This is a genomic window from Streptacidiphilus jiangxiensis, from assembly GCF_900109465.1.
Taxonomy (GTDB): Bacteria; Actinomycetota; Actinomycetes; order Streptomycetales; family Streptomycetaceae; genus Streptacidiphilus; species Streptacidiphilus jiangxiensis.
The window spans coordinates 49,437-73,904 of record NZ_FOAZ01000022.1 but is presented as its reverse complement, the minus strand read 5'-3'; the positions used below and the strand labels follow the sequence as shown (position 1 = coordinate 73,904).

At 71.9% G+C, this 24,468-nt stretch carries 24 protein-coding genes; 13 read left to right on the top strand and 11 right to left on the bottom strand.

The annotated features are described in order from the left end of the window. Positions 1-28: 28 nt before the first annotated feature. The 6 genes from BMY61_RS33620 to BMY61_RS33595 all read left to right on the top strand — a co-directional run bounded on the left by BMY61_RS33620 (position 29) and on the right by BMY61_RS33595 (position 7,005). On the top strand, positions 29-1,036 hold the full coding sequence (locus tag BMY61_RS33620; RefSeq protein WP_042452447.1) for a carbohydrate ABC transporter permease: 1,008 nt from the start codon (positions 29-31) through the stop codon (positions 1,034-1,036). Further along, entirely contained in the window at positions 1,033-1,887 is an 855-nt protein-coding gene (locus BMY61_RS33615) for a sugar ABC transporter permease (protein ID WP_042452450.1), read from the top strand. Before BMY61_RS33620 ends, BMY61_RS33615 begins: the two co-directional genes overlap by 4 nt. Before the next feature lie 67 nt (positions 1,888-1,954). Beyond that, positions 1,955-3,682 carry a glycoside hydrolase family 13 protein gene (locus BMY61_RS33610; protein WP_042452452.1) on the top strand — a complete coding sequence of 576 codons (1,728 nt, stop codon included), beginning with the start codon at positions 1,955-1,957 and terminating at the stop codon, positions 3,680-3,682. Position 3,683: 1 nt separating this feature from the next. Further along, positions 3,684-4,757 carry a LacI family DNA-binding transcriptional regulator gene (locus tag BMY61_RS33605; protein WP_042452455.1) on the top strand — a complete coding sequence of 358 codons (1,074 nt, stop codon included), beginning with the start codon at positions 3,684-3,686 and terminating at the stop codon, positions 4,755-4,757. After that, positions 4,757-5,974 (top strand): MFS transporter, encoded by a 1,218-nt coding sequence (locus BMY61_RS33600; protein ID WP_042452458.1) that lies wholly within the window; start codon positions 4,757-4,759, stop codon positions 5,972-5,974. Before BMY61_RS33605 ends, BMY61_RS33600 begins: the two co-directional genes overlap by 1 nt. An 11-nt stretch (positions 5,975-5,985) precedes the next feature. Beyond that, positions 5,986-7,005, top strand: coding sequence for a LacI family DNA-binding transcriptional regulator (locus BMY61_RS33595; protein ID WP_143094662.1), 1,020 nt, complete (start codon positions 5,986-5,988; stop codon positions 7,003-7,005). A 327-nt stretch (positions 7,006-7,332) separates the two neighbouring features. Here BMY61_RS33595 and BMY61_RS33590 read toward each other — a convergent pair whose 3' ends face one another. After that, positions 7,333-8,178 (bottom strand): sirohydrochlorin chelatase, encoded by an 846-nt coding sequence (locus BMY61_RS33590; protein ID WP_042452461.1) that lies wholly within the window; start codon positions 8,176-8,178, stop codon positions 7,333-7,335. A gap of 385 nt (positions 8,179-8,563) precedes the next feature. On the opposite strand from BMY61_RS33590, the gene BMY61_RS33585 reads away from it, so the two are divergent. Next, positions 8,564-8,800 carry a DUF397 domain-containing protein gene (locus BMY61_RS33585; RefSeq protein ID WP_042368491.1) on the top strand — a complete coding sequence of 79 codons (237 nt, stop codon included), beginning with the start codon at positions 8,564-8,566 and terminating at the stop codon, positions 8,798-8,800. Between the two features lie 104 nt (positions 8,801-8,904). Here BMY61_RS33585 and BMY61_RS33580 read toward each other — a convergent pair whose 3' ends face one another. After that, positions 8,905-9,534 (bottom strand): ATP-binding protein, encoded by a 630-nt coding sequence (locus BMY61_RS33580; RefSeq protein WP_425314722.1) that lies wholly within the window; start codon positions 9,532-9,534, stop codon positions 8,905-8,907. Between the two features lie 235 nt (positions 9,535-9,769). Between BMY61_RS33580 and BMY61_RS33575 the strand changes: the two genes are divergently transcribed. Further along, on the top strand, positions 9,770-10,633 hold the full coding sequence (locus tag BMY61_RS33575) for a helix-turn-helix domain-containing protein (protein ID WP_042452464.1): 864 nt from the start codon (positions 9,770-9,772) through the stop codon (positions 10,631-10,633). Here the strand turns inward: BMY61_RS33575 and BMY61_RS33570 are convergent. From BMY61_RS33570 to BMY61_RS33555, 4 genes are all read right to left on the bottom strand, one after another. Beyond that, positions 10,620-11,225, bottom strand: a complete 606-nt coding sequence (locus tag BMY61_RS33570; protein WP_236656266.1) for a TetR/AcrR family transcriptional regulator — start codon at positions 11,223-11,225, stop codon at positions 10,620-10,622. The genes BMY61_RS33575 and BMY61_RS33570 overlap by 14 nt on opposite strands. A gap of 302 nt (positions 11,226-11,527) precedes the next feature. Then, complete coding sequence (locus BMY61_RS33565; RefSeq protein WP_042452467.1) at positions 11,528-12,430, bottom strand: DMT family transporter; 903 nt, start codon at positions 12,428-12,430, stop codon at positions 11,528-11,530. A gap of 242 nt (positions 12,431-12,672) precedes the next feature. After that, entirely contained in the window at positions 12,673-13,605 is a 933-nt protein-coding gene (locus BMY61_RS33560) for a M56 family metallopeptidase (RefSeq protein ID WP_174514528.1), read from the bottom strand. 133 nt (positions 13,606-13,738) lie between these two features. After that, a complete protein-coding gene (locus BMY61_RS33555; protein ID WP_042452469.1) occupies positions 13,739-14,335 on the bottom strand; it encodes a DUF5134 domain-containing protein in 597 nt (198 codons plus the stop codon). Between the two features lie 366 nt (positions 14,336-14,701). Between BMY61_RS33555 and BMY61_RS33550 the strand changes: the two genes are divergently transcribed. After that, positions 14,702-15,913 (top strand): MGDG synthase family glycosyltransferase, encoded by a 1,212-nt coding sequence (locus BMY61_RS33550; RefSeq protein WP_052439009.1) that lies wholly within the window; start codon positions 14,702-14,704, stop codon positions 15,911-15,913. After that, positions 15,910-16,635: a polysaccharide deacetylase family protein gene (locus BMY61_RS33545; protein WP_042452471.1), complete on the top strand. Its 726-nt coding sequence runs from the start codon at positions 15,910-15,912 to the stop codon at positions 16,633-16,635. Before BMY61_RS33550 ends, BMY61_RS33545 begins: the two co-directional genes overlap by 4 nt. Here the strand turns inward: BMY61_RS33545 and BMY61_RS33540 are convergent. From BMY61_RS33540 to BMY61_RS33520, 5 genes are read right to left on the bottom strand one after another with little or no spacing between them, the layout of a single operon-like run. Then, positions 16,632-17,189 (bottom strand): 3'-5' exonuclease, encoded by a 558-nt coding sequence (locus BMY61_RS33540; protein WP_042452473.1) that lies wholly within the window; start codon positions 17,187-17,189, stop codon positions 16,632-16,634. The two genes, BMY61_RS33545 and BMY61_RS33540, sit on opposite strands and share 4 nt — an antisense overlap. A gap of 47 nt (positions 17,190-17,236) precedes the next feature. Continuing rightward, positions 17,237-18,319, bottom strand: a complete 1,083-nt coding sequence (locus tag BMY61_RS33535) for a hypothetical protein (RefSeq protein WP_042452476.1) — start codon at positions 18,317-18,319, stop codon at positions 17,237-17,239. Next, positions 18,316-19,077 (bottom strand): amino acid ABC transporter ATP-binding protein, encoded by a 762-nt coding sequence (locus tag BMY61_RS33530; RefSeq protein ID WP_042452479.1) that lies wholly within the window; start codon positions 19,075-19,077, stop codon positions 18,316-18,318. Before BMY61_RS33530 ends, BMY61_RS33535 begins: the two co-directional genes overlap by 4 nt. After that, positions 19,074-19,964, bottom strand: a complete 891-nt coding sequence (locus tag BMY61_RS33525) for an amino acid ABC transporter permease (RefSeq protein WP_143094666.1) — start codon at positions 19,962-19,964, stop codon at positions 19,074-19,076. Before BMY61_RS33525 ends, BMY61_RS33530 begins: the two co-directional genes overlap by 4 nt. 41 nt (positions 19,965-20,005) lie before the next feature. Beyond that, positions 20,006-20,851 carry an ABC transporter substrate-binding protein gene (locus BMY61_RS33520; protein ID WP_082015282.1) on the bottom strand — a complete coding sequence of 282 codons (846 nt, stop codon included), beginning with the start codon at positions 20,849-20,851 and terminating at the stop codon, positions 20,006-20,008. Positions 20,852-21,140: 289 nt separating this feature from the next. Between BMY61_RS33520 and BMY61_RS33515 the strand changes: the two genes are divergently transcribed. From BMY61_RS33515 to BMY61_RS33505, 3 genes are read left to right on the top strand one after another with little or no spacing between them, the layout of a single operon-like run. After that, positions 21,141-22,550: a DUF6421 family protein gene (locus tag BMY61_RS33515; RefSeq protein WP_042452484.1), complete on the top strand. Its 1,410-nt coding sequence runs from the start codon at positions 21,141-21,143 to the stop codon at positions 22,548-22,550. Continuing rightward, complete coding sequence (locus tag BMY61_RS33510; RefSeq protein WP_174514529.1) at positions 22,547-23,278, top strand: SDR family NAD(P)-dependent oxidoreductase; 732 nt, start codon at positions 22,547-22,549, stop codon at positions 23,276-23,278. The genes BMY61_RS33515 and BMY61_RS33510 overlap by 4 nt, the downstream gene beginning before the upstream one ends. After that, positions 23,260-24,351 (top strand): threonine aldolase family protein, encoded by a 1,092-nt coding sequence (locus BMY61_RS33505; protein WP_042452485.1) that lies wholly within the window; start codon positions 23,260-23,262, stop codon positions 24,349-24,351. Before BMY61_RS33510 ends, BMY61_RS33505 begins: the two co-directional genes overlap by 19 nt. Positions 24,352-24,468: the final 117 nt, after the last annotated feature.

The window sequence follows — 24,468 nt, the reverse complement described above, 5'->3', positions numbered from 1 at the left end:
AGGCCAGAGTTCCCCGAAGAGGTGCCCCATGACCGTGGCCGCGCCGGCGGAAGCCGCCACGCCACGCCGGACCGAGGAGAAGCCGCCCAAGCAGGCCGGCCCGCTCCGCCGCCTCCGGCGTTCCTACGACCAGTACTGGTACGCCTGGGCGATGTGCGCCCCGGTCGTGGTGATCCTCGGTGTCCTGGTCGGCTATCCGCTGGTGCTGGGCATCATGTACACCTTCACCAACGCCACCAGCCTCAACGTGGGCCACACCATCGGGGTTAACCACATCCCCGACACGTTCAGCTGGGTCGGCCTGAAGCAGTACGTCGACATCCTCTCCGGCCCCGACAACCAGTTCTGGCCGCACTTCTGGTGGACCATCATCTGGACCGTCAGCTGTGTCGCCATCACGGTGTCGCTGGGCCTCGGCCTCGCCGTCCTGCTCAACCGGCAGGTGCGCGGGCGCACCCTGTACCGGACGCTGCTGGTGCTGCCCTGGGCGGTGCCGACCTTCGTCACCATCTTCTCCTGGCGGCTGCTGCTCTCCGACGGCGGTGCGGTCAACCACCTGCTCGGCTCGCTGGGCCTCGGCCAACCCGAGTGGCTGAGCAACCCGTTCTGGCAGAAGATCGCCGCGATCACGGTCAACGTCTGGGTCGGCGTGCCGTTCATGATGCTCTCCATGCTGGGTGGCCTCCAGGCCATCCCGGGTGAGCTCTACGAGGCCGCCGAGATGGACGGCGCGAGCCCGTGGCAGCGGTTCCGCAACGTCACGCTGCCGGGCCTGCGCCCGGTCAGCAGCACGGTGATCCTGCTCGGCGTGATCTGGACCTTCAACCAGTTCATCGTGATCTTCCTGCTGTTCGGCTCCACCAACAGCGACAGCGTGCAGATCCTGGTCACCTACTCGTACCAGCTCTTCTTCGGCCAGAACCCGATGGACTACGCGGGCGCCGCGACGGTCGGCGTGCTGTGCCTGTCCATCCTCGTCGTCTTCACCGAGTTCTACCGGCGCTGGATCCGGCGCATGCAGGGAGAGCAGGCATGAGCACCAAGAAGACCCGCGGCCGCGGCGAGCGCGGGCCGCTCGCCTCCGCCGGACTGCACTCCGTGCTGGCCGTCGCCGCCTTCGTCGCCGCCTTCCCGGTGGCCTGGGTCGCCTACATCTCCCTCGGGGCGGGCGAGTTCGACTACCAGCATCCGAACCGGATCGCGGCGCATCCCTCGCTGGCCAACTACGACCACGTGGTGAACCACACGGACTTCTTCACCTGGCTCGGCAACTCCACCCTGATCGCCGCCGGTACGACCGTCGTCGGTGTCCTGGTCGCCGCGAGCGCCGGCTACGCCGTCTCCCGGATCAGGTTCCTGGGTCGCGGCACCCTGATGTACACCTTCCTGCTGACCCAGATGTTCCCGGTGTCGGTGCTGATGGTGCCGATGTACAAGATCCTGGCCGACACCAAGCTGCTGGACACCTACGGCGGCCTGATCCTGGTCTACTGCACCACCGCCGTGCCGTACTGCGCCTGGCTGCTCAAGGGCTACTTCGACACCATCCCGGTGGAGATCGACGAGGCGGGCCGGATCGACGGGCTCAACCCGTTCGGCACCTTCTGGCGGCTGATCATCCCGCTCGCCCGCCCCGGCCTCGCGGTGGCGGCGTTCTACACCTTCCTCACCGCGTGGGGCGAGGTCGCCTTCGCCTCGTTCTTCCTGCTCTCGTCGAACCACTACACGCTGGCCGTCGGCCTGCAGACCTTCGTCAGCCAGTTCAACTCGCAGTGGAACTACATGGCCGCGACGGGTGTGCTGATCGCCATCCCCGCCGCCGCCTTCTTCTACCTGGTCCAGAAGAACCTGGTGACCGGCCTCACCGCCGGCGGGACCAAGGGCTGACACCCCAGCCGGTCCGTCGCCGTACCAGCCACTTCTTCTCTCGCATCTCTCGCACCCAAGGGATCCCATGACCCAGCACCTCGTTGTTCCGGCCCGTCCCGCCACCAGTGGTGAAGGCGAGTCCAACGCGCAGCGGAGAACCGGCTGGTGGCGTGAGGCCGTGATCTACCAGGTCTACCCCCGCAGCTTCGCCGACGCGAACGGTGACGGGATGGGCGACCTCGCGGGCATCCGCTCGCGCCTGCCCTACCTGCGCGACCTGGGCGTGGACGCGGTCTGGCTCTCGCCGTTCTACGCCTCCCCGCAGGCCGACGCCGGGTACGACGTCTCCGACTACCGGCGGGTCGACCCGATGTTCGGGGAGCTGGCCGACGCCGCCGGGCTGATCGAGGACGCGCATGCGCTGGGTCTGCGCGTCATCTTCGACCTCGTCCCCAACCACTGCTCGGACCAGCACGAGTGGTTCCAGCAGGCGCTGCGCGAGGGCCCCGGCTCGGCGCTGCGCAAGCGGTTCCACTTCCGTGACGGCAATGGCGAGAACGGCGAACTGCCGCCCAACGACTGGGAGTCCATCTTCGGTGGCCCGGCCTGGACCCGGGTCACCGAGCCGGACGGCACGCCCGGTCAGTGGTACCTGCACCTGTTCGCGCCCGAGCAGCCCGACTTCGACTGGGAGCACCCGGCCGTCGCCGACGAGTTCCGCTCGATCCTGCGCTTCTGGCTGGACCTGGGCGTCGACGGCTTCCGCATCGACGTCGCCCACGGCCTGGTCAAGGCCAAGGGCCTGCCCGACCTGGGCGTGCACGACCAGCTGAAGCTGCTCGGCAACGACACCATGCCCTTCTTCGACCAGGACGGCGTCCACGAGATCTACCGCTCCTGGCGGCCCATCCTGGACGAGTACCCGGGCGAGCGCATCTTCGTCGCCGAGGCGTGGACCCCGACGGTCGACCGCACCGCCAACTACGTCCGCCCCGACGAGCTGCACCAGGCGTTCAACTTCCAGTACCTGGGCACCGGGTGGGACGCCGAGAAGCTGCGCGAGGTGGTCGACCTGACCCTGGACGCGATGCGCCCGGTCGGCGCGCCCGCCACCTGGGTGCTGTCGAACCACGACGTCACCCGGCACACCACCCGGTTCGCCAACCCCGCCACCGGGGCCACCCAGATCCGCACCCCCGGCGACCGCGTGCTCGGCCTGCGCCGCGCCCGCGCCGCCACCGTGCTGATGCTGGCCCTGCCCGGCTCGGCCTACGTCTACCAGGGCGAGGAGCTCGGCCTGCCCGACGTCACCGACCTGCCGGACGAGGTGCGCCAGGACCCGTCCTTCCACCGCGCCGAGGGCCAGGACGGCTTTCGCGACGGCTGCCGCGTGCCGATCCCGTGGTCCGGCGCCGAGGCGCCCTACGGCTTCGGCCCGGTCGCGGGCGGACCCAGCTGGCTGCCGCAGCCGGACTCCTGGGCCGAGCTCAGCGTCGAGGTGCAGACCGGCGACCCGACCTCCACGCTGGAGCTCTACCGTTCCGCCCTCGCGATCCGGGCCGCGCACCCGGCGCTCGGCGCGGGCGACAGCGTGGAATGGCTGGACGCCCCCGCCGGGGCGCTGGCCTTCCGCCGGGCCCACGCGGACGGTGCCTTCGTCTGCGTGGCCAACACCGGCTCCTCGCCCGTGCGCGTGTCCGTGTCGTCCGTGCCTGGGCGCCTGCTGCTCACCTCGGGCGAGGAGCCGGTCAGGACCGACTCCGGCGAGGAGATCGAGATCCCGGCCGACACCACCGTCTGGTGGTCGGCCTGAGATGACCGTTCCCCCACAGGTCGGCACGCCGGTGCCGCCGCAGGCACCGGCCCGGCTGGCGGATATCGCCGCCCAGGCCGGCGTCAGCGAGGCCACCGTCTCCCGTGTCCTCAACGGCAAGGCGGGCGTCTCCGGCTCCACCCGGCAGACCGTGCTGGCCGCCCTCGACGTGCTCGGCTACGACCGGCCGGTCAAGCTGCGGCAGCGCAGCGCCGGCCTGATCGGGCTCATCATCCCCGAGCTCAGCAACCCGATCTTCCCCGCGCTGGCCCAGGTCATCGAGCAGGTGCTCACCCGGCACGGCTACACGCCCGTGCTGTGCACCCAGACCCCCGGCGGCTCGACCGAGGACGAGCTCGTCGACCTGCTCGTCGAACGCGGTGTGACCGGCATCGTCTTCGTCTCCGGCCTGCACGCCGACACCAGCGCCGACCACGAGCGCTACGCCCGACTCGCCGGTCGCGGCGTGCCGTTCGTGCTGATGGACGGCTACAGCGAGCGCATCGACGCCTCCTTCGTCTCGCCCGACGACCGTGCTGCGATGGGCATGGCCCTGCGCCACCTCGCCGAACTCGGCCACGAGAAGGTCGGCCTGGCCGTCGGCCCGACCCGCTTCGTGCCGGTGGCACGCAAGTTGGAGGGCTTCACCGAGGCCGCCCAGGAGCTGTTCGGTCTGACCGAGGAGGGCGCGCGGGACCTGGTCCAGCACTCGCTGTTCACCGTCGAGGGCGGGCACGCCGCCGGCGCGCGGCTGCTCGACAAGGGCTGCACGGCGATCGTGTGCGGCAGCGACCTGATGGCCTTCGGCGTCATCCGCGCCGCCCGCCAGCGCGGCCTGGCCGTCCCCGGCGACGTGTCGGTGGTCGGCTTCGACGACTCCCCGCTGATCGCCTTCGCCGACCCGCCGCTGACCACGATCCGCAAGCCGGTCGAGGCGATGGGCCAGGCGGCGGTCGACGCGCTGCTGGAGGAGATCAGCGGCACGCCCGCGCACCGCGCCGAGTTCGTCTTCCAGCCCGAGCTCGTCGTGCGCGGCTCCACCGGCGCCGCCCCCTCGGCGGGCGCCGGGCGCTGATGTCCTACCGCGCCCTGTTCGCGCCACGCGGCGCGGTCGGCTTCACGCTGGCCGTGCTGGTGGCGCGCTTCCCCGTCGGCATGTCCTCGCTGGCGGCGACGCTGCTGGTCACCTCGCTCCACGGCTCCTACAGCCTGGCGGGGCTCGGCGGCGCCGCCGCGCTGGTCACCGTCGCCCTGGCGGGGCCCTGGCAGGCCCGCCTGGTGGACCGCTACGGCCAGTCCCGGGTCGCCGTGCCCGCCGCGGTGCTGGCCACCCTCGGTGGTGTGGGCGTCCTGCTCGCGCTGGAGCTGCGCGCCCCCGTCGGGCTCTACCTGCTCGGCTGCGTCGTCAGCGGCCTCGGCCCGAACACCGGCTCGCTGGCCCGCGCCCGCTGGGCCCACCTGCATCGCGGCGACCAGGCGGTGCTGCACACCGCCTACGCCTACGAGGGAGTCGTCGACGAACTCTGCTTCGTCCTCGGCCCGCTGGCCGCGACCGCGCTCGCCACCGGCATCTCGCCGCTCACCGGCTACCTGACGGCGGGCACGCTCTCGCTCGTGGGCGTGCTGGCCCTGGCCGCCCAGCGCCGCACCGAGCCGCCTCCGGCCGGTCCCGTGGCGGCCGCCGCCTCCGGCAGTGCGCTGCGCGCGCCGGGCGTCGCCGCACTGGTGCTGATGCTGACGGCCACCGGCGTCGTCTTCGGCACCATGGAGATCACCACGATCGGTTTCGCCCAGGCGCACGGCCACAAGGCCGCGGCGGGCCTGGTGCTGGCCTGCTACGCGCTCGGCTCCGCGCTCTCCGGCGTGCTGCTGGGCCTGTGGCGGCCCCGCGGACCCGCCGTCGTCCGGTTGCGGTGGGCGCTGGCCGCGATGACGGCGACGCTGGCGCCGCTGCCGCTCGCCGGCGGGTTGTGGACGGTCGGCGCGATCCTGCTGGTCGCGGGCTTCGCCACGGCGCCGACCATGTCCACCAGCATGGGCCTGGTCGCGGAGCTGGTGCCGCCGTCACGCCTGACGGAGGGCTTCACCTGGACCACGACCGGCCTGCTCGTGGGCATCTCCGCGGGCACGGCGGTGGGCGGCCGGCTCGTCGACCACGCACCGCCCGGCACCGGTTACCACGTCCCCGCGGTGGCGGCACTGGCCGCTCTGGCGCTCTCGTTCCGTCTGCCGCGCCGATCCGCGGCCTCTGACCTGGAAGAAACATCGGGCGAACGGCTGTCCGTGCAATAGGCTTCGGTGCCGTGAACACAGCGCGGTTGGCGGACATCGCGGCGCAGGCGGGGGTCAGTGAGGCCACCGTCTCCCGTGTGCTGAACGGAAAGCCCGGAGTGGCGGCGGCGACGCGTCAGACGGTGCTGGCCGCCCTCGACGTGCTCGGCTACGAGCGCCCCACCCGCCTGCGGCAGCGCAGCGCGGGCCTGATCGGGCTGATCACCCCGGAGTTGAGCAACCCGATCTTCCCGGCGCTGGCCCAGGTCATCGAGCAGGTGCTGACCCGCTACGGCTACACGCCCGTGCTGTGCACCCAGACGCCCGGCGGCTCGACCGAGGACGAGCTGGTCGAGATGCTGGTCGAGCGCGGGGTGACCGGCATCGTCTTCGTCTCCGGTCTGCACGCGGACACGACGGCCGACACGGCGCGCTACGACAGGCTGCAGGGGCAGGGCGTCCCCTTCGTGATGATCAACGGCTTCAGCGAGAAGGTCTCCGCGCCGTTCATCTCCCCGGACGACCGCGCCGCGATGTGGATGGCCGTCCGCCACCTGGCCGGCCTCGGCCACGAGCGGATCGGCCTGGCGGTCGGCCCCTCCCGCTTCGTGCCCGTCCTGCGCAAGGAGGAGGGCTTCGTCGCCGCGCTGCGCGAGGTGCTGGGCCTGTCCGAGGGGGAGGCGCAGGGGCTGATCCAGCACTCGCTCTTCACCGTCGAGGGCGGCCAGGCCGCGGCGAACGTCCTGCTCGACAAGGGCTGCACGGCGATCGTGTGCGGCAGCGACCTGATGGCCTTCGGCGCGATCCGCGGCGCCCGCGCCCGCGGCCTCTCCGTCCCCAAGGACGTCTCCGTCGTCGGCTTCGACGACTCGCCGCTGATCGCCTTCGCCGACCCGCCGCTGACCACCATCCGCCAGCCGGTCGAGGCGATGGGCGCGGCCGCGGTCAACGTCCTGCTCGAGGAGATCGGCGGCAACCCGGCGCAGCGCGGCGAGTTCGTCTTCCAGCCCGAGCTGGTCGTCCGCGGTTCGACGGGCGCGGCGGCTTCCTGAGCGCGACCGACTGACGCGTACGGCACGGGCGCGGGGGAGTTCCGACGCTTCCGCCGGCGCTGGATCGCCGGGACCGCCCTGCGGTTCGGGCTCGCGCTCGGCCTCACCAAGCTCGTCCCCACCCGGTCGGCGCACCGTCGACGCGGGCGGCGGCAACGTCCACATGCCGGGCGACGGCTCCGCCTGGATCAGCTGCACCGCGCTGACCGCCGTCCTGGCGGCCCTCGGTGCGTTCCGGCTCAGGAGCCGGAGAGCCCGCAGGACCCGACCGTTGCAACACCCAGGGGCGCGAGGCTCCGGGTGTTGCAACGTCCGTGAGTGCAGTGGCTACAGGTTCTCGGCGTCGATGCCGAGCGTGCCCAGGTAGAGGCCCAGGGCCAGGCGGGCCACGGCCGCGTACGCGCCGATCGGCTCGGCCGCCGCGCAGTCGATGGCCTCGGCGACGGCCTTGAGGGCCTCCGGGGAGACCTCCGGGCCGAGGAGGTAGGGGGCGAGGGCCGGCTGCACGCAGCCGGAGTCGCGCAGGTGGGTCACCGCGGCCGCGACGGTCTCCGCGGAGTCGAGGGACGCGGCGACGACCGGGACGGCCAGGCGGGCGGCCAGCAGGACCGCGGTGACCTCGGCGAGCTCCAGCGCCTCGGCGCCGCCCGTGCCGGCCAGCACGATGCCGTCGGCGGACGTGTTGATGGCGAACAGGCGCGCCCGGTCCGCGCGTGCGAGGCCCGCCTCGGAGAGGCGCACATGGACGGCCTCGGCCAGCAGCGGGTGCGGGCCGAGGGTGTCCGTGCGCTGGACGCCCTCGAAGGGCGCCAGCAGGGCGTCCAGCTCCGCGCAGGGGCCGGGGGAGAGGGGAACGACCACGGGAGGCGTCTGAGCCTCCACAGCGGCCGTCAGCACGTCGGAGAGGCCACGCATGGTGTACGGGCCGTCCTCCTCACCTGCCGTCAGGTACGCGGGGGAGACCTCGATGCCGGGGTGCTCCAGCCGGATCAGCGTCGCGATCTCCTCGGCCAGCTGACGGGCCTCGGGCGAGGCCGGCGCGGGGATCGCGAGCAGCAGCGTCGGGGCGCCCTCGGGCAGCTCGGGACGCTCGGGGCGGCGGTGGCGCCCCTTCGCACGGGCGCTGGGCGTACGGACGGGCAGCGGCGTGCTGGGAGTCGCGGCAGTGCTCATGGGGGACGATCGTAGGTCATCCGTTCGCCGTAAGGGAGGCGGGTCCCCTTATACCTGCCGTTTGAACCGAGCGAGCGTGAGCAGCGTCACATAGATGGAAGAGACACATGATTACTGACTGTGTGTCACGGGGGAGCTCCATGCTGTCGATCATGAGGGCCGTTGTTGGCGCCCCGCAGTGCGCCGGTAGCCGAGAGCGACAACCGTCCGCCCGGATTTGCCCGTTTCGGGCGGTCAACTCCCTGCTGTGTAAAGGAATCTGTCACCTCATGTAAACGCATGTGCACACGCATAAGCACCTGCACGTGCACGTGCACTGGCGATATCATCACCGGCAGTGAGACCGCTGCATGGTGCACCGCTCGCACGATCCGGGGAGATACCTATGCGTCGCATCCACAACGGCATCGCCGCCACGGAACTTGAGGGAGTGGTCTGGCAGAAGGCTCGGATGAGCAACTCGCAGGGCAACTGCGTCGAGCTGGCGCGGCTGGCCGACGGGGACGTCGCGGTCCGCAACTCCCGCTTTCCCGACGGGCCGGCCCTCATCTACACCAAGGCGGAGATCGTCGCCCTCCTGCACGGCGTGAAGGCCGGGGAGTTCGACCACCTCGCCGAGTGAGCGCAGTGGTGCAGCAGTGAAGCAGCCATGAAGCAGCCATGAAGGGGAAGGCCCGGGAGCTCGCTCCCGGGCCTTCCCCCTTGGTCTCCAGGTCGGGTGGGACCTCAGTCCCGGACACGGTGCTCGAAGGCTGCCCAGACCACCTTGCCGACGGCGATCGGGTGCCAGCCCCAGGACTTGCTGAAGGACTCCACCAGGTGCAGGCCGCGTCCGGACTCCGCTATCCAGTCGGCCTCGCGCGGGACCGGGCCCCGCTCGCTCGGGTCGCTGACGGCACAGACCACCTGTGGGTCGTTGCGGACCAGGCTGAGCCGGATCAGGGGGTGCACCGCGTCCTGATCGGCGTCCAGGGCGGCGTCCATCCGGTCGCCGATCGGGCTTGCCGCGCCGCGCCGGGGCCAGCTGCCGCGCTGCTCGGGCACCACCGAGGGGAGGCCGTAGCGCAGCGCGTTGGTCACCAACTCGCTTGCCACCAGGGCGACGTCGTCGAAGAGCTCGCCGCACTCCCAGCGGTTGAGCGTCAGCCGGGTGAACTCGCGTGCCGTGCGGACCGATTCGTGCCGCGGCGCCAGCGCACAGCTCACGATCGACTCACGGTCCGCTGCCACCGCCGGGCTCAGGCCCATGAAGAGCTCCTCCCATGCGGGCGCGGCCCCGTCCGGTGTCGGCGTGCGGGGCGGAATCTCGGCGTTCTCGGCGGATTGCCTCGGGGCGTGCAGGTGCACGCGTCCCATGGTCCTCTTCGCATACGTCAGATGCAAGAGTGGATTCACGTGCATCCGCATGTCTTGCAGATGCACGTGCAGATTCCCGTGCAGAGTGTCATCATGTGATTGCACAGTGCGATGACGAGGGCATGTCCGCGCGCCAATCTTGACCGACGCGTGAACAACCGGGCACGATGCGCGCCCGGACAGTGCCTGACAGTGGCAGACTGGCCCTGTTGCCAGTGGGTGGAGGTTCGACGGAATGACCACGGTTCAGCCGGGGGGCGGTTCGATGGTCCGCCGCATCCTCCTCGGCTCCCAGCTGCGTCGCCTGCGTGAGGCCAAGGGCATCTCGCGCGAGGACGCCGGCTACACGATCCGGGCCTCCGAATCGAAGATCTCCCGCATGGAGTTGGGGCGCGTCAGCTTCAAGGAGCGGGACGTCGTGGATCTGCTCAGCCTGTACGGGGTCGACGAGTCCGAGCGCGGCCAGCTGCTGACGCTGGTTCGCGAGGCCAACCAGAACGGGTGGTGGCACAGTTTCAGCGACGCCATGCCCAACTGGTTCCAGACCTACGTCGGCCTGGAGGAGTCCGCGGCCCTGATCCGCACCTACGAGGTGCAGTTCATCCCCGGCCTGCTGCAGACCCCCGAGTACGCCCGCTCCATCATGGGCCTCAACCGCCCGCACATGCAGTCCGAGGAGATCGAGCACCGCGTCGACCTCCGGATGCGCCGCCAGCGCATGATCACCGAGGGCACCGGCCCGCGCCTGTGGGCCGTCATCGACGAGGCCGCGCTGCGCCGTCCCATCGGCGGCCGCGACGTGATGCGGGCCCAGGTCCAGCACCTGATCGAGGTCTCCGAACTGCCCAACATCGTCCTCCAGGTGATGCCCTTCCGGTTCGGCGGTCACGCCGCCGAGACGGGCGCGTTCTCCATCCTCCGCTTCCCCGAGCAGGACCTGCCGGACGTGGTCTACCTGGAGCAGCTCACCAGCGCGCTCTACCTCGACAAGCGTGACGACGTGGACGCCTACATCCAGGTGATGGAACGCCTCAGCGTCGACAGCCTGACGCCGGAGCAGACGGTCGAGCTGCTGTCGGGGCTGCTCAAGGAGGCGTGAGCCCGGTCCCGCCGTGGCGGGGCCCGAGGTCGGGGTCCAGGCCGTAGCGGGCGAACAGGTCCGCGCGGATCAACGCGGCCGGCGACTCGGCCCCCGGCAGCAGCATGCCGATGCACGCGCCCATCAGCGCGCTCCGCAGCACCGCGTGCTCCGCGGCCGGATCGGTCGAGCCGCGCCGGCGCAGCACCTCCTGCAGCAGCCGACCGAGCTCCTGCTGCTCCTCGTCCTGCACGAACACCCCGTCCAACGGTGCCAGGATCAGCGACAGGTGTGTCCGCATCAGCGTCGGCTCGTCCACCGCCAGGCCGGTGACCGCGTCGATCGCGGTGGCCAGCCAGGCGTCCGGGTCGTCGGTGTGCGCCGGGCTCGCCGGGTCGCCCAGCGGGCGCAGCGCCGCCGCGAGAGTGGTGTGCATGTGCCGGTGCATCGCGGTCTGCAGCAGGAAGCGCTTGCCGGGGAAGTAGTACGAGACCAGGCCGCGGGCGACCCCGGCCCGCTCCGCGATGTCGGCGAGCGTCACCTGGTTGAAGCCACGACGCCCGATCAGCTCCACGGCCGCCTGCATGATGCGCTCGCGGGACCGGGCCCGCATGACTTCGTTGACTGCCGCCCGCCGTGGTGACATCGTGCTCCCGCGCTCATTGGCCTGGCGTCAATATACGCGCGGCACCCACGCCCTCGGCCGGCCCGGGGGGCCGGCGGGACGCACCACCGTCGCCCCCGTCCCGCGTGCCTGCCATGAGCACCGCAACGCCCTTCCCGCTGTCCCCGATCGCCCGCGTCGTCGGTGGCCGCCAGGAGGCCCGTGACGACCACTGGGGCGCCGTGGATGCGCGGGTTCGGCCCGCGCGGCGTCCGCCGGCCCGACGGGGCGACGGAGCTAGCGGACGCGTCCTACCGGTAGGTCATCTCCCGGTCGGTGCCGGTCTGCTGCCGCATCGCGTGCGGGCATGCGTCGGGCAGGGCCGGGTGACGCCCGATGACCACCACGCCGAGGACGATGCAGAGCATCCCGAAGGCCTCACCGGCCAGGGCGACCGGAGTGAGGGTCAGCCGATCGCCCAGGAAGCCGACCCCGCAGGCGATGCCCGCGAGCGGCTGCGCCGCGGTCAGTGCGGGCAGTGACATCTTCAGCGGCGCCGACTCGAAGGCGCTCTGCACCAGGATCAGTCCGATGACGCCGATCGCCACCACGGCGTAGGGCTGCCAGCTGCGCAGCAGCAGGCCGACGCCGCCGTGGTCCAGGCGCAGCCCCGCGGTGCGGGTCAGCGCGTCCTGGACCCCGTACAGCAGCCCTGCGGCGAGCGCGAGCAGCGTCGCCTCGCGGACCCGGGGCAGCCGTCTGGCGAGGGAGACCAGCAGCAGCGCCAGCCCGGCGACGATCCCGAAGACCAGCCAGTGCCGCAGCGTGCCCTTCTCCGTCCCCCCGCCGGTGGGTGACCCGCTGAGGATGAACACCGTCACCCCCGCGGCCAGGAGCAGCACGCCGCCCCAGCCGGACGCCCCCAGCGTCTGCCGGGTGATCCGGCGCGCCAGCGCCATCGCGAACAGCAGGTTGGTCGCGAGGAGGGGCTCGACCAGGGAGATCCGCCCCGCGTTCAGCGCGAGCGCGCTCAGCACCTGGCCGCAGACCATCAGGGCGATGCCGAGGAGCCACTCGCGCGAGCGCATCAGGCCCAGCAGCAGGCGGTACGAGAGCAGCTGGTCGCGCGGAGCGCGCGAGGCCGCGTGCTGCTGCAGGACGAACCCCAGCCCGAGGAGGCAGGCTGCGCCTACGCCGAGAAGAAACACCGTCACGGGGAAGCCCCCACACGTAAGTCACGAGCCGTCAGCAGAGGCCCTCGCGGGAAGCGTAGCGCGGGTTGCTCGGAATGACCTGGGCGACGCAGAACGTGGCAACCCCCAGGGGCGCGGGGCTCTGCCGACATGGCTCCGCCCCGCGGGCGCGACCAGCCACCCTGGGCGGTCGGACCCGCGAGCGCAGCGCCATCCGCCTCGGGTGGGTCTCGCGCAGTGCCCCGCACCCCTGGACAGCGCACCTACAGCGCGGTCAGGCCCGGGGTCAGGGCGAGCAGGACCGGGGCCAGGGGAAGCGTCAGCGCGGCCAGGGTCAGGCCCAGGCGGCCGGAGGCCGGGAGGCGGGTCGCGCCGGAGAGGAGGCGGTCGACGCGGGAGGGTATCTGGGCCAGCGGGTGGGTGCAGGTGCTCTCGGGGTTCAGCTCGACCAGGGCGATCGCCGTGGCCAACCGGCCGTGCCGCCGCGCGGCGGAGTCGTCCGCGGCCAGCTCCACCAGCCGGCCCACCTGGTCGCGGAACTGGCCGAAGAGCCGTATCGCGGGGAAGCCCGCGACCAGCGCCTCCGCCGCGCTCAGCAGCCAGTGGTGACGGGCCCGGACGTGCCCGCGCTCGTGAGCCAGCAGGGCGTCCAGCTCGCGGGCGCTGAGCCGCCGCAGCGCGCCCGTGGTGACGACCATGCGCGCCACCGGGCCCGGCAGGGCCCAGGCGCGGGCCTCCTCGCTCTCCAGCACCACCAGCTGCTCGGACCGCCCGGCCCCGGGCTTCAGCTCGGGGTGCAGATCCGGTGCCTGACGCGCGAGTTGTCGGCGCTGGCGGCGGCGGACCGCCTCCGCCCCGGCGAGCTCGTAGGCCAGCGCCAACGCCGTGCGGACGCCGCCGAGGGCCAGCACGAAGGCGGCGGCGATCGCCCAGGGGCGGGCGGCGGGGAAGCCGTACGCGGCCTCGACGCCGGCCGGCGCCCCGGTGAAGAGCAGATCCCTGACGGCCGGCCAGGCCCCGGCACCGGCCAGCACCGTCGCACAGGCGCAGCACAGCAGGACGGCGATGACCAGGCACTGCCACGCCCACAGGGCGACCACCGGCTCCCGGGCGGTCCAGCGGGCGCGCGCCAGTGCGCGCGGGCCGAGCAGGGCCAGCACCGCGCCGAGCGCGACGAGTCCGGGCAAGGCTCCCACCGCTGCGGCTCCTCGGGGCAGGACGGGACGCACGCATCGGTGCGTACGGGCTCAACCTATGCCTTCGCCGTCGGTGACGGAATCGCATTCTCGCCAGTGGTGACGCAGACCACGAATCGATCGCGACGCCGGTTCACAGCAGCGCGAGCATCGTCGCCATGGAGAGGCCCATGACGACCCGGCAGGCGTCCGGCAGCGCGGCGGCCCGCCACAGCGGCCTCGGCCCGTCATCCGTGGTGGTCGCCGCGGTCGGCACCAGGCGCAGCCCGGCGGAGAGGGAAACCGCCACACACCCCAGCAGCAGCGCTCCCGTCAGCAGTGGCAGGCCCCGCCCCGGCGCGCCCGACATGCCGGCCATGCCGGCCATGCCGCCCGCGTCGCGGGTCGCTCCGATCCCGTGCGGACCGGTCGACATCGCGACCGTCATGTAGACCATCGCGGCGTGCCCGACCAGGTGGTACGCGTGGTGTGCGCGGTGTCCCGAGGCGCGTGCGCCGAGTACGAGCGAGACCAGCGCGGCCGACCCGTAGACGGCCACCCCCACACCCGTAGGGGTCGCCAGACCGGCCGCCATCGCCGCCATTCCGAGGCCCATCAGCGCCTCCGTCGCATCCGCCGCACGGTGCGCGGGCGGCGCCGCGCGGCGCAGGCAGAGCCGGGCGGCACAGTAGGCGCCGGCGCCACCGCAGAGGAGCACCAGCAGCCAGACGAGCACCCCGCCGCCACCCATCCGCGCCCCCGATCTCCCCGTGTCGCTCCAGCTCGCGGGCGTACCGACCCCCTCACAGTGACGTGCGGTCACCGGAACGTGACAGGGCGCTCCGGGGGCGCAAAGGCGCAGAAGCGCATGCCGCGCGCCGGTTGTCTCCTTCCCAGGGCCGACCCTGAGACGCGACGTACTCCAGATGGAGTATGCGGGGCTTTCGCGTACCCGACGCGACTACGGATGGGGGGTGCCGATTCATCCTGCGGGCGCTCCTGCGGCGCGGTTCCGGTCAATAGCGTGGAACCGTCCGCATGTGTCGCCGCAGCGCCGCCGCCAGCACGGGGCCGACGTCGCGTCGACGCGCCACCGAACCAGGGGACCGCCGACACCATGGGCCGACTGATCCGACTCCCGCTGCAGCGACGTACCGTACCCGGGCACGGCACCCCGCGTGCCGTGATCGTGTCCGCGAGCGTGGGCGCGGGACACGACGCGGTGGCCAAGGAGCTCGAGGTCCGCCTGCTCGAGGCCGGCCTCACCGTCGACCGTCACGACTTCCTCGACCTGCTGCCCGGCAACACCGGCAAGATCTTCGTGGGCACGTACCACACCATGCTGGAGCGGGCCCCGTGGACGTGGAAGCTGCTCTACGGCGGCATGGACAACCCCGGCATGATGAGCGGCCAGGCCCGCCTGTTCACCTGGCTGTCCGGCCGGGCCATGCGGCGCGCGCTCAAGGACGACACCGCGATCGTCGTCTCCACCTACCCGCTCGCCAGCCAGGTGCTGGGCCGCCTGCGCAAGACCGGCAAGGTGAGCCAGCACGTGCACACCTACCTCACCGACTTCTCGGTGCACCGTCTGTGGGCCTCCCCGCACGTCGACTCCCACATGGCCGTCCACACCGTTCCGGCCGAGCAGGCCGAGGGCATCGACTGCCAGGACGTGAACGTCGTCTCGCCGCTGGTCGACCGCCGTTTCCACCCGGTCAGCAAGGCGTCCCGGGCGGCCGCCCGGCAGCGCTGGGGCCTGCCGCACGACGCGAAGATCGCGCTGCTGGTCGGCGGCTCCTGGGGCGCGGGCGACCTGGAGCACACCGTCGCCGACGTCCAGGCCGCCGACCCGCGCTTCACCTGTGTCGTGGTCTGCGGGCGCAACGAGGTGCTGCGCCAGCGCCTGGAGGCGGCCGGCGTCACCGCGCTGGGCTGGGTCGACGACATGCCGAGCCTGATGCACGCCGCGGACGTGCTGGTGCAGAACGCGGGCGGCATCACCGTGCTGGAGGCTGTCGCCTCCGGCCTCCCCGTCGTCACCTACCGCTCCATCCCCGGCCACGGCCTGACCAACGCCGCCGCCCTCGACCAGTCCGGCGTGGCTCCCTGGGCGCGCACCCACGCCGAGTTGGCCCCGCTGCTGGACCGGGCGATACGCTCCGAGTCCGCGGTGCCGGCGCCCTGGGGCGTCGACCCGGTGGGCCTGCTGCTGGAGTCCGCCGGCCTCGGCCACCTCACCGAGACGGTCCCCGGCGTGGTCCTGCCGCTGGCCGCCGCGATGGAGGCGATGGACGCGATGGACTCGATGGAGATGGAGAACGCGCGATGAACCGCGTCGTCAAGACGGCCGCAGGGATCGCCGGCGGTCTGGCCCTGGCCCACGCCGCGCCGGCGCTCACCTCGATCCAGCCGCTGGAGCCGCTGCGCACGAAGCTCTTCCCGGGCTACGGCGGCCAGGGCGACGCGAACCACATCGCGCTCAGCTTCGACGACGGCCCGGACCCGATCTCCACCCCGCGGTTCCTGCGCCTGCTGGAGAAGCGGGACGTCAAGGCCACGTTCTTCCTGCTCGGCTTCATGCTGGAGCGCGATCCGGCCCTGGGCAAGGAGATCGTCGCGGCCGGCCACGAGATCGCCGTCCACGGCTACCTGCACCGTCCGATGGTGGTCCGCACCCCGCGCGCCACGCGCGACGACCTCACCCGCGCCCGCGACCTCGTCACGGAGTCGACGGGCGTCGCCCCGCGCTGGTACCGCCCCCCGTACGGCATCGCCACGACGGCGGCCCTCACCACCGCCCGCAGCCTCGACATGACGCCGGTCCTGTGGACCTCCTGGGGCGCGGACTGGCGCGCCGGCGCGACGGGCACCTCCGTCTACCAGACGGTCACCCGTAACCTCCGCGGCGGCGGCACGATCCTGCTCCACGACTCGGACTGCACCTCCGCCCCGGCCTCGTGGACCGCGACCCTCGCCGCCCTCCCGCGCCTGCTGGACCACTGCGAGGAGCAGGGCTGGACCGTCGGTCCCGTCGGCGAGCACGGCCTCTAGGCCTGCTCGAACGCGCTTCCGAGACTGAGGATCAGCGCGGCGATGTTCCACGCGTCGTCGGCGCCCGAGTGGTGGCGGCCCTCCAGCGGGAGGCCCGCGAGCCCCAGCGCCCCGGCCATGCCCGGGCGCTTGCGCAGCCCCCGGGCCTCGGCGAAGACGGCCTTCGCGTTGGTGTGGCGGGAGCCGAAGGGGTAGGCGACCCCGGTCGCCGCGCACTGGCGGGTGAACTGGTGCCGGTCGTAGTCACCCCAGCTGGCCCACGGCCGGACCCCGGCGGCGTGCTCCTTCGCCAGCCACCGGCAGGCGTCGGCGAAGGAGACCCCACCGTTGACCTCACGCTGCGTCAGTCCGGTCAGCTCCGTGCAGAACGCGCTCACCCGCGACCGCTCCGGCCGCACAAGCAGGCGGTGCTTGGCGACCCGCTCGCCCCGGGCGAGGTCGACGACGGTCAGGCCGATCTCGATGATCTCGTTCACCTCGCCGGGCGGCGTCGCGCCGTCCCAGCAGGTCGCCTCCACGTCGACGACGTTCAGCAGCAGCGGTGTCCCGTCCATCCCGGCACCGTAGCGAGGGCAGGCTGCGGGCGGCATCCGGTTTTCGTTCAGGCGCCGCTGATGCGGACGTGTCCGCGGGCGAGGGGGAAGAGACGGCCTTTCAGGGTCAGCACGGTGGTCGTCTCACCGAGGTGGTACTGGGCGAAGGGCAGCCCGGCGGCGGTCACCAGCGCGCAGAGCTCGGCGGGCTCGAAGCCGTAGGCGCTGTGCATGGTGGCGACGCGACGCCCGCGGGAGTCCAGCAGCATCAACCGGTTCCAGGCCATCGAGCGGTTGCTCTCGTGGACGTGGACCACCTCGGCGACGTTCTCGGCCGGTACCCGAAGGAGCCTCTCCCGCCGACCGGTGAAGACGAAGGCCGTGCCGTCCCAGGAGACGGAGACGTGTTCCAGCCGGGCGGCCTCCAGCCGGGACGGCTTCGGGTGCCAGGGGTCGGGGCGGAAAGGCGCCACGCGGACGGTGACCGGTTCGCCTCGCTGGTACGGGGGCTCGTTGTGCAGCACCGGCAGCGGCCGACCCGACCAGCCGAGGTCCGGCTCGTAGCCGGGCTGCGGGACGTCCTGGTCGCGGTAGCCGCGGAAACGCCCGTCCTCCTGAAGCTGCGTGGCGACCCAGTCGGCCCGGACGACCCGGCGCACCGCCGGCACGCGGACCGTCCAGGCCAGCCAGAGCAGCGGGTCCAGCGCGACCGGCAGCGGCGCGGCCACGGCGAGACAGGCCGCCACGACTTCCGCCCGGGTCTGCAGCGCGCTCGGCATCGCGGCCCCGCTCTCCCAGGCGCTCTGGTAGGCGTAGCCGATCACCACCACGGCGACGGCCGCGGCGATCAGCAGCAGGAACCCGATCCGCCAGCAGATCCTGCGCTGCAGCCGCCGCCACCGGACCGGCCCCGACAGCGCGCGCGTCTCCGCGGACGCGCGCCAGACCGGCCAGCTCGCGGCGACGGCGATCAGCGGCAGGGCCGAGGTGGCGACCACGACGCCGGGCACGGTGTACTGCCGGTGGAGGCCCCAGCGGTACATCGAGACGGCAGCAACGACGAGGGCGACCGGCGGCCAGGCCCGGCGCAGCAGCGGGTGGCGCCCGAAGAAGTAGGCGGTCCCGCGTGCCCAGGCCTGGAGCCGGTTCACAACCGTCCGGCCTCCCGAACACGGCTCAGGAACCGCCGGGTGCGCTCGTGCTGCGGATCGCCGAAGACCTGTGCCGAGGTGCCTCGCTCCAGGATGACACCGTCCGCCAGGAAACAGACCTGGTCGGCCACGTCCCGTGCGAACGCCATCTCGTGGGTCGCCAGCACCATGGTGCGGCCCTGCTCCTTCAGGTCGCGTACGACGGAGAGGACCTCCGTCACCAGCTCCGGGTCGAGCGCGGCGGTGATCTCGTCGAGGAGCAGCACGCGCGGCTCGGAGACGATCGCGCGCACCAGCGCGACGCGCTGCTGCTGGCCGCCGGAGAGCCGGTCCGGGTACTCCTTGGCCTTCGCCGCGAGGCCGAGCCGGTCCAGCAGTTCCAGCGCACGCCGCTCCGCCTCGGCACGGGTGACCTTGTGGACCCGGCGCTGGCCGAGGGTGATGTTGTCCAGCACGTTCAGGTGCGGGAAGAGGTTGTACGCCTGGAAGACGACGCCGATCCGGCGCCGCACGGCGTCCGCGTCGACGCGCGGGTCGGTGACGTCCTCGCCGTCCAGCCAGATCGCGCCGTCGTCGACCTCCTCGAGCAGGTTCGCGCAGCGCAGCAGCGTGGACTTGCCGGAGCCGGAGGCGCCGATGAGGACGGTGACGCTGTGCTCCGGCACGTCGAGGCTGACGCCGTCGAGGATGACCTGCTCGCCGAAGGTCTTGCGGACCGACTCGAAGCGCAGCACGGGCGCGGTCGCGACGGTGCTCATACGATGCCTCCCTGGGCGCGCCGACGGTCCATGCGCCGGGTCAGCCAGTCCGCGTAGCGGGTCATCGGGATGGTGAGGATGACGAAGCCGAGACCGGCCACGACCAGCGGGGTGTAGTTGAAGCTGCTCGCGACCTGGATGTGCGCGGCCGCGACCGCGTCGATGGCGCCGCCGACATAGACCAGGCCGGTGTCCTTCTGCAGCGAGGCCATGTCGTTGACCAGTGCCGGGACGACCCGACGGACGGCCTGCGGGAGCACCACGAAGCGCATGGTCTGCGCGTACGTGAGCCCGATGGAGCGGGCGGCGGCCCGCTGGCTCGGGTGGACCGACTCGATGCCGGCGCGGAAGACCTCCGCCACGTACGCCGAGTAGTTGATCACCAGCGCGGCGCCGCCCAGGAGGATCGGGTCGTTGGTGACGCCCTGGAGCTGCAGCGCCGGCACGCCGAACACGATCAACAGCAGCAGGATGATCAGCGGGAAGCCGCGGAAGAAGTCCACGTAGGCCGTGGCCAGCAGGCGCAGCGGCAGGAAGACCGGGCCGCGCAGGGTGCGGACGGCCGCGATCAGCAGGCCGAGGACCAGGATCGTCGGCCCGCAGACCGCGAGCAGCTCCAGGTTGAGCACGAAGCCGTGCAGCACCGGGGAGAGCGCCGAGCGGGCGTAGCCCGGGTCGAGGAAGGTCTTCTTGGTGACCGGCCAGCCGGGCGAGCCGGTGATGACGAAGAAGAGCACCGCCGCCACGGCGAGCGTGCTCGCCGTGGCGACGATCGCCGAACGCCGGGTCCGGGAGCGGCGGTAGGCCTCGCGGGCCAGCCGCCGCTCGGAGGGGACGTAGGGGGGCCGAACGACGCCGGTGTCGTCGCTCCCCCCGGGCGGGCCCACCGAGGGCACGCTCACGTCGGACTCACTCACTGACTGCTCGCTCACTTCAGGACGGGGGCCGAGTCGGCGGCCGGCAGCCACTGCTTGGCGAGCTGGTCGAGGGTGCCGTCGGCCTTGAGCGCGTCGACGGCCTGGGAGACGCAGGAGGTCAGCTGGCTGCCCTTGTCCAGGACCAGGCCGAACTGCTCCGGCTTGCCGTCCGAGGTGGCCGAGCCGGAGGGGAACTGGCCGACGATCTCGGCGTTGGTGAGCTCGGCCGAGGTGATGTAGAAGGCGGTCGGCAGGTCGACCACGATCGCGTCGATCTGGTGGTTCTTCAGCGCGGCGCTGGCCAGGTCGGTGGTGTCGAAGACGGACGGCTGGGTGCTGGGCGCGATGACCTTCTGCACGACCGTCAGGCCGGTGGTGCCGACCTGGGCGCCGATCTTCGCGCCCTTGAGCGCGGCGACGGTGGTGGCGCCGGCGTACTTGGAGTCCTTCAGCGTGATGACGGCCTGGCGCACGTCGTAGTAGCCCGAGGAGAAGTCGACGGCGTTCTTGCGCTCGTCGGTGATCGAGACCTCGTTGATGTCGAAGTCGAACTTCTTCTGCCCCGGCGCGATGACGCTGTTGAACGGCGCGACGGTCCACTTGACCTTGGCCGTGTCGTAGCCCAGCTGCTTGGCGACCGCGTACGCGACGGCGGACTCGAAGCCCTTGCCGTCGGACGGCTTGTTGTTGTCGAACCAGGGGTCGTACGCCGGGTCGTCGGTGCCGACGGTCAGGGCGCCCGAGGTCAGCGTGGGCAGCGCGCCCTTGGTGCAGGTGGCCGCGGCGGCGGAGCCGGACGCGGTCGCGCCGGAGCCGCCGGCGCTGCTGCCGGCCTGCGGCGCACACCCGGCCAGCATCAGTACGGCCGCGCCGGCGGCGGCGCTGAGCAGACGGGAGGTCTTGAGCAGGGCGTTCACGGTGACTCCTGGTGGGACGGCAAGTGGCCGCAGCCTACCTACCGGTTGTCACAGGAGGGTGAAGCAGCCCTTCCGGATGGATTCTGTCTCATATTCCGGACAGATTTCTCACCATGGTGACCATCCGTGACGGGCGCCACGCCAGCGGTTGCAGTCTCCTCTTGAACAACAGAACCTTCTGTATATACGGTGGCACCACCACAGTTTCTTTCGTTCAGGCAGGGTCCTCATGGAAAATCTCTCGTCGACGCTCCCCGCGGCAGACAAATCCACTGCGGATCTCGCGGGTCACCCCGCCTGGCTGCGCCTCAAGGCCGCTGTCGAGGCGATGCGTCCGCTGCAGTCCAAGGACGGGTCGATCGACCTCAACTCGCGCGGCGCGTCCACCAAGGACGAGGCCGACGCGCAGCTGGCCGCGATCACCGCCGCCATCGGTGAGCTGGCTCCGCTCTTCCCGCACGACAAGGCGTACCTCGACGCCGTGGTGCTGGACCTGATGCGCTGGGCCGCCTCCGGCTACGCCGTGCCCGACTTCCTCGACTCGCTGCTGGCGTTCCAGCCGGCCGAGCAGCGCGTGGACGGCCTGGCCCACCTGGTCGTCTTCCCGATGTACACGCAGAACGGCAACCCGGACCGCAACCTGGAGGCCGTGCTGCTGCACGTCGTCTGGCCGGAGTGGCTGTCCGAGCTGGAGCGCACCCGCTACGACAACCCGATGTTCGTGCCGATCACGTTCGTGGACTTCACGGCCGGCTACGACACCAACTCCGCGGTGCTCTTCCCGGAGACGGTCTCGGTGCGCGAGGTGCCGGAACGTTTCACCTGGGGTGGGATCTTCTGTGACCGCGAGGCCGCCCGCTTCCGCGCCGTCTCCAACGCCTCGGTGAACACCCTCGGCCTCACGATCCCCGAGGACGCCGCCGCGCTGCTCGCCGACCAGGAGCTGGCCCAGCAGACCTTCGTCCTGTGGGACCTGGTCCACGACCGCACCCACAGCCACGGCGACCTGCCGTTCGACCCCTTCATGATCAAGCAGCGCTCCCCGTTCTGGATGTACGGGCTGGAGGAGCTCCGCTGCGACCTGACGGCCTTCAAGGCCGCGGTCGAGCTGGAGGCCGAGGGCAACGAGCACGGCCGCAACGTCCAGTACGCGATCCTCTTCGACCGGATGTTCCGCTTCCCCGTCTCCGGCGGCCGCGTCCGCAACTACGACGGCCTCGGTGGGCAGCTGCTCTTCGCCTACCTGCACAAGCACGACGCGCTGCGCTGGACCGACAACAAGCTGCACATCGACTGGCAGCGCGCCCCGCAGGTCACCAACGACCTGTGCGCGGAGATCGAGAAGCTCTACCGCGACGGCATCGACCGCCCGAAGACCGCGCACTGGCTCGCCGCCTACGAGCTGGTCGCCACCTACCTCACCCCGCACCCGGCCTCCACCTGGGCCAAGGGCGCCGAGGCGCTCCCGTTCGCCCAGCACACCGAGGCCAAGGCACTCAACAAGGCGCTCTGCGACGCGGTGCTGCCCGACGAGTTCCCGCTCAGCATGTTCTTCGAAGCCCTGTCCAAGAAGCTGTCCGGCGTCATCGCCTCCACCAGCGGCATGACCGGCACGACCGTTATGGAGAACGCAGCGTGACTATCGAGAAGGTCGACCTCAAGGGCCGCGTCGTCGCCGTCGCCGGTGCCACCGGTATCGCCGGGCGCGCCACCGTGCTGCGCCTCGCGCAGGCCGGGGCGACGGTCTCCTGCGGTGACATCGACGCCCGCAAGCTGGACGAGCTGATGGACTCCGTCCGTCGCGCGGTCCCCGGCGCGGTCGTCGTGGGGCAGGTCGTCGACCTGCTCGACCCGCAGGCCGCCCGCGACTGGGCCGACCACATCGAGGCCGAGCACGGCCGCGTCGACGGCCTGGTGCACCTGGTCGGCGGCTGGCGCGGCAGCAAGACCTTCGCCGACACCGACCTGGCCGACTGGGACTTCCTGCACGACATGCTCGTGCGCACCCTCCAGCACACCAGCCTCGGCTTCCTCGAGGCCCTGCGGCGCAGCGACGACGCCCGCTTCGCGATCATCTCGGCCGCCGGCGCCCACAAGCCGACCGGCGGGAACGCCGCGTACGCGACCGCCAAGGCCGCCGCCGAGACGTGGACGCTGGCCATGGCCGACTCGCTGAAGGAGTCCTCCGCCGCGGCTGCGATCCTGGTGGTGAAGGCGCTGCTCTCCCCGGAGATGCGCGCCGAGAAGCCGAACGCCAAGTTCGCCGGGTACACCGAGACGGCCGACCTCGCCGAGAACATCGTCTCCCTGTGGGCCCGCCCCGCCGCCGAAGTGAACGGAACGCACCTGTGGCTGACGCCCCAGTGACCAACGCCCAGCCCTCGACCGACGCCCGGCGTCGGCACGACCCCGCCGTGCGCGGATTCGCCAGCGACAACTACGCCGGCATCCACCCGGAGATCCTGGCGGCGCTCGCCGTGGCCAACGACGGCCACCAGATCTCCTACGGCGAGGACGCCTACACCGAGCACCTGCAGGACGTCTTCAAGGCGCACTTCGGCGAGCGGGCCCAGGCCTACCCGGTCTTCAACGGCACCGGCGCCAACGTCACCGCCCTGCAGGCCCTGCTGCCGCGCTGGGGTGCGGTCGTCGCCGCCGCCACCGCCCACATCAACGTGGACGAGGGCGGCGCGCCGGAGAAGATGGGCGGCATCAAGCTGCTCACCGTCCCCACGCCGGACGGCAAGCTCACCCCCGAGCTGATCGACGAGCAGGCCTGGGGCTTCGGCGACGAGCACCGCGCGCAGCCGCTCGCGGTCTCCATCACCCAGTCCACCGAGCTCGGCACCGTCTACACCCCGGACGAGATCCGCGCGATCTGCGACCACGCCCACCAGCTGGGCATGCTCGTCCACGTCGACGGCTCCCGCCTGGCGAACGCGGCCGCGACGCTGGGCCTGCCGTTCCGTGCGTTCACCACGGACGCGGGCGTGGACGTGCTGTCCTTCGGCGGCACCAAGAACGGTCTGATGCTGGGCGAGTGCGTGGTCGTGCTCAACCCGGACGCGGTCAGGAACATCACGTTCCTGCGCAAGACCTCGATGCAGCTGGCCTCCAAGATGCGCTTCATCTCGGTCCAGTTCGAGGCCCTGCTGGCCGGCGACCTGTGGCTGCGCAACGCCTCGCACGCCAACGCCATGGCCAAGCGCCTGGAGTCGGCGGTCGCGGCGGTCGACGGTGTCACCGTCGTCCGCCCGGTCCAGGCCAACGCGGTCTTCGCGCTCCTCCCGCGCGAGGTGAGCGAGCGACTGCAGAAGCGGTTCCGCTTCTACTTCTGGAACGAGCACACGGGCGAGGTCCGCTGGATGTGCTCCTTCGACACGACGGAGGCGGACATCGACGCCTTCGCCGCGGCGATCGCGGAGGAGATGGGCCGCTAAAGGGCTCGTTGCACTTTGCCAGGGGCGCGAGGAACTGCGCGAGCAACCACCCGGTGCGGATGGCCCTGCTCGTTCGGCGAACCACCTGAGTGGGTGGCTTGTCGCGCAGTTCCTCGC

Bases quoted from the DNA above. Each gene is read 5' to 3' on its own strand.
- BMY61_RS33620 (WP_042452447.1), top strand. From the start codon at position 29: ATGACCGTGGCCGCGCCGGCGGAAGCCGCCACGCCACGCCGGACCGAG.
- BMY61_RS33615 (WP_042452450.1), top strand. From the start codon at position 1,033: ATGAGCACCAAGAAGACCCGCGGCCGCGGCGAGCGCGGGCCGCTCGCC.
- BMY61_RS33610 (WP_042452452.1), top strand. From the start codon at position 1,955: ATGACCCAGCACCTCGTTGTTCCGGCCCGTCCCGCCACCAGTGGTGAA.
- BMY61_RS33605 (WP_042452455.1), top strand. From the start codon at position 3,684: ATGACCGTTCCCCCACAGGTCGGCACGCCGGTGCCGCCGCAGGCACCG.
- BMY61_RS33600 (WP_042452458.1), top strand. From the start codon at position 4,757: ATGTCCTACCGCGCCCTGTTCGCGCCACGCGGCGCGGTCGGCTTCACG.
- BMY61_RS33590 (WP_042452461.1), bottom strand. From the start codon at position 8,178: ATGAGCACTGCCGCGACTCCCAGCACGCCGCTGCCCGTCCGTACGCCC.
- BMY61_RS33585 (WP_042368491.1), top strand. From the start codon at position 8,564: ATGCGTCGCATCCACAACGGCATCGCCGCCACGGAACTTGAGGGAGTG.
- BMY61_RS33580 (WP_425314722.1), bottom strand. From the start codon at position 9,534: ATGGGACGCGTGCACCTGCACGCCCCGAGGCAATCCGCCGAGAACGCC.
- BMY61_RS33575 (WP_042452464.1), top strand. From the start codon at position 9,770: ATGACCACGGTTCAGCCGGGGGGCGGTTCGATGGTCCGCCGCATCCTC.
- BMY61_RS33570 (WP_236656266.1), bottom strand. From the start codon at position 11,225: ATGCGGGCCCGGTCCCGCGAGCGCATCATGCAGGCGGCCGTGGAGCTG.
- BMY61_RS33555 (WP_042452469.1), bottom strand. From the start codon at position 14,335: ATGGGTGGCGGCGGGGTGCTCGTCTGGCTGCTGGTGCTCCTCTGCGGT.
- BMY61_RS33550 (WP_052439009.1), top strand. From the start codon at position 14,702: ATGGGCCGACTGATCCGACTCCCGCTGCAGCGACGTACCGTACCCGGG.
- BMY61_RS33545 (WP_042452471.1), top strand. From the start codon at position 15,910: ATGAACCGCGTCGTCAAGACGGCCGCAGGGATCGCCGGCGGTCTGGCC.
- BMY61_RS33540 (WP_042452473.1), bottom strand. From the start codon at position 17,189: ATGGACGGGACACCGCTGCTGCTGAACGTCGTCGACGTGGAGGCGACC.
- BMY61_RS33530 (WP_042452479.1), bottom strand. From the start codon at position 19,077: ATGAGCACCGTCGCGACCGCGCCCGTGCTGCGCTTCGAGTCGGTCCGC.
- BMY61_RS33520 (WP_082015282.1), bottom strand. From the start codon at position 20,851: ATGCTGGCCGGGTGTGCGCCGCAGGCCGGCAGCAGCGCCGGCGGCTCC.
- BMY61_RS33515 (WP_042452484.1), top strand. From the start codon at position 21,141: ATGGAAAATCTCTCGTCGACGCTCCCCGCGGCAGACAAATCCACTGCG.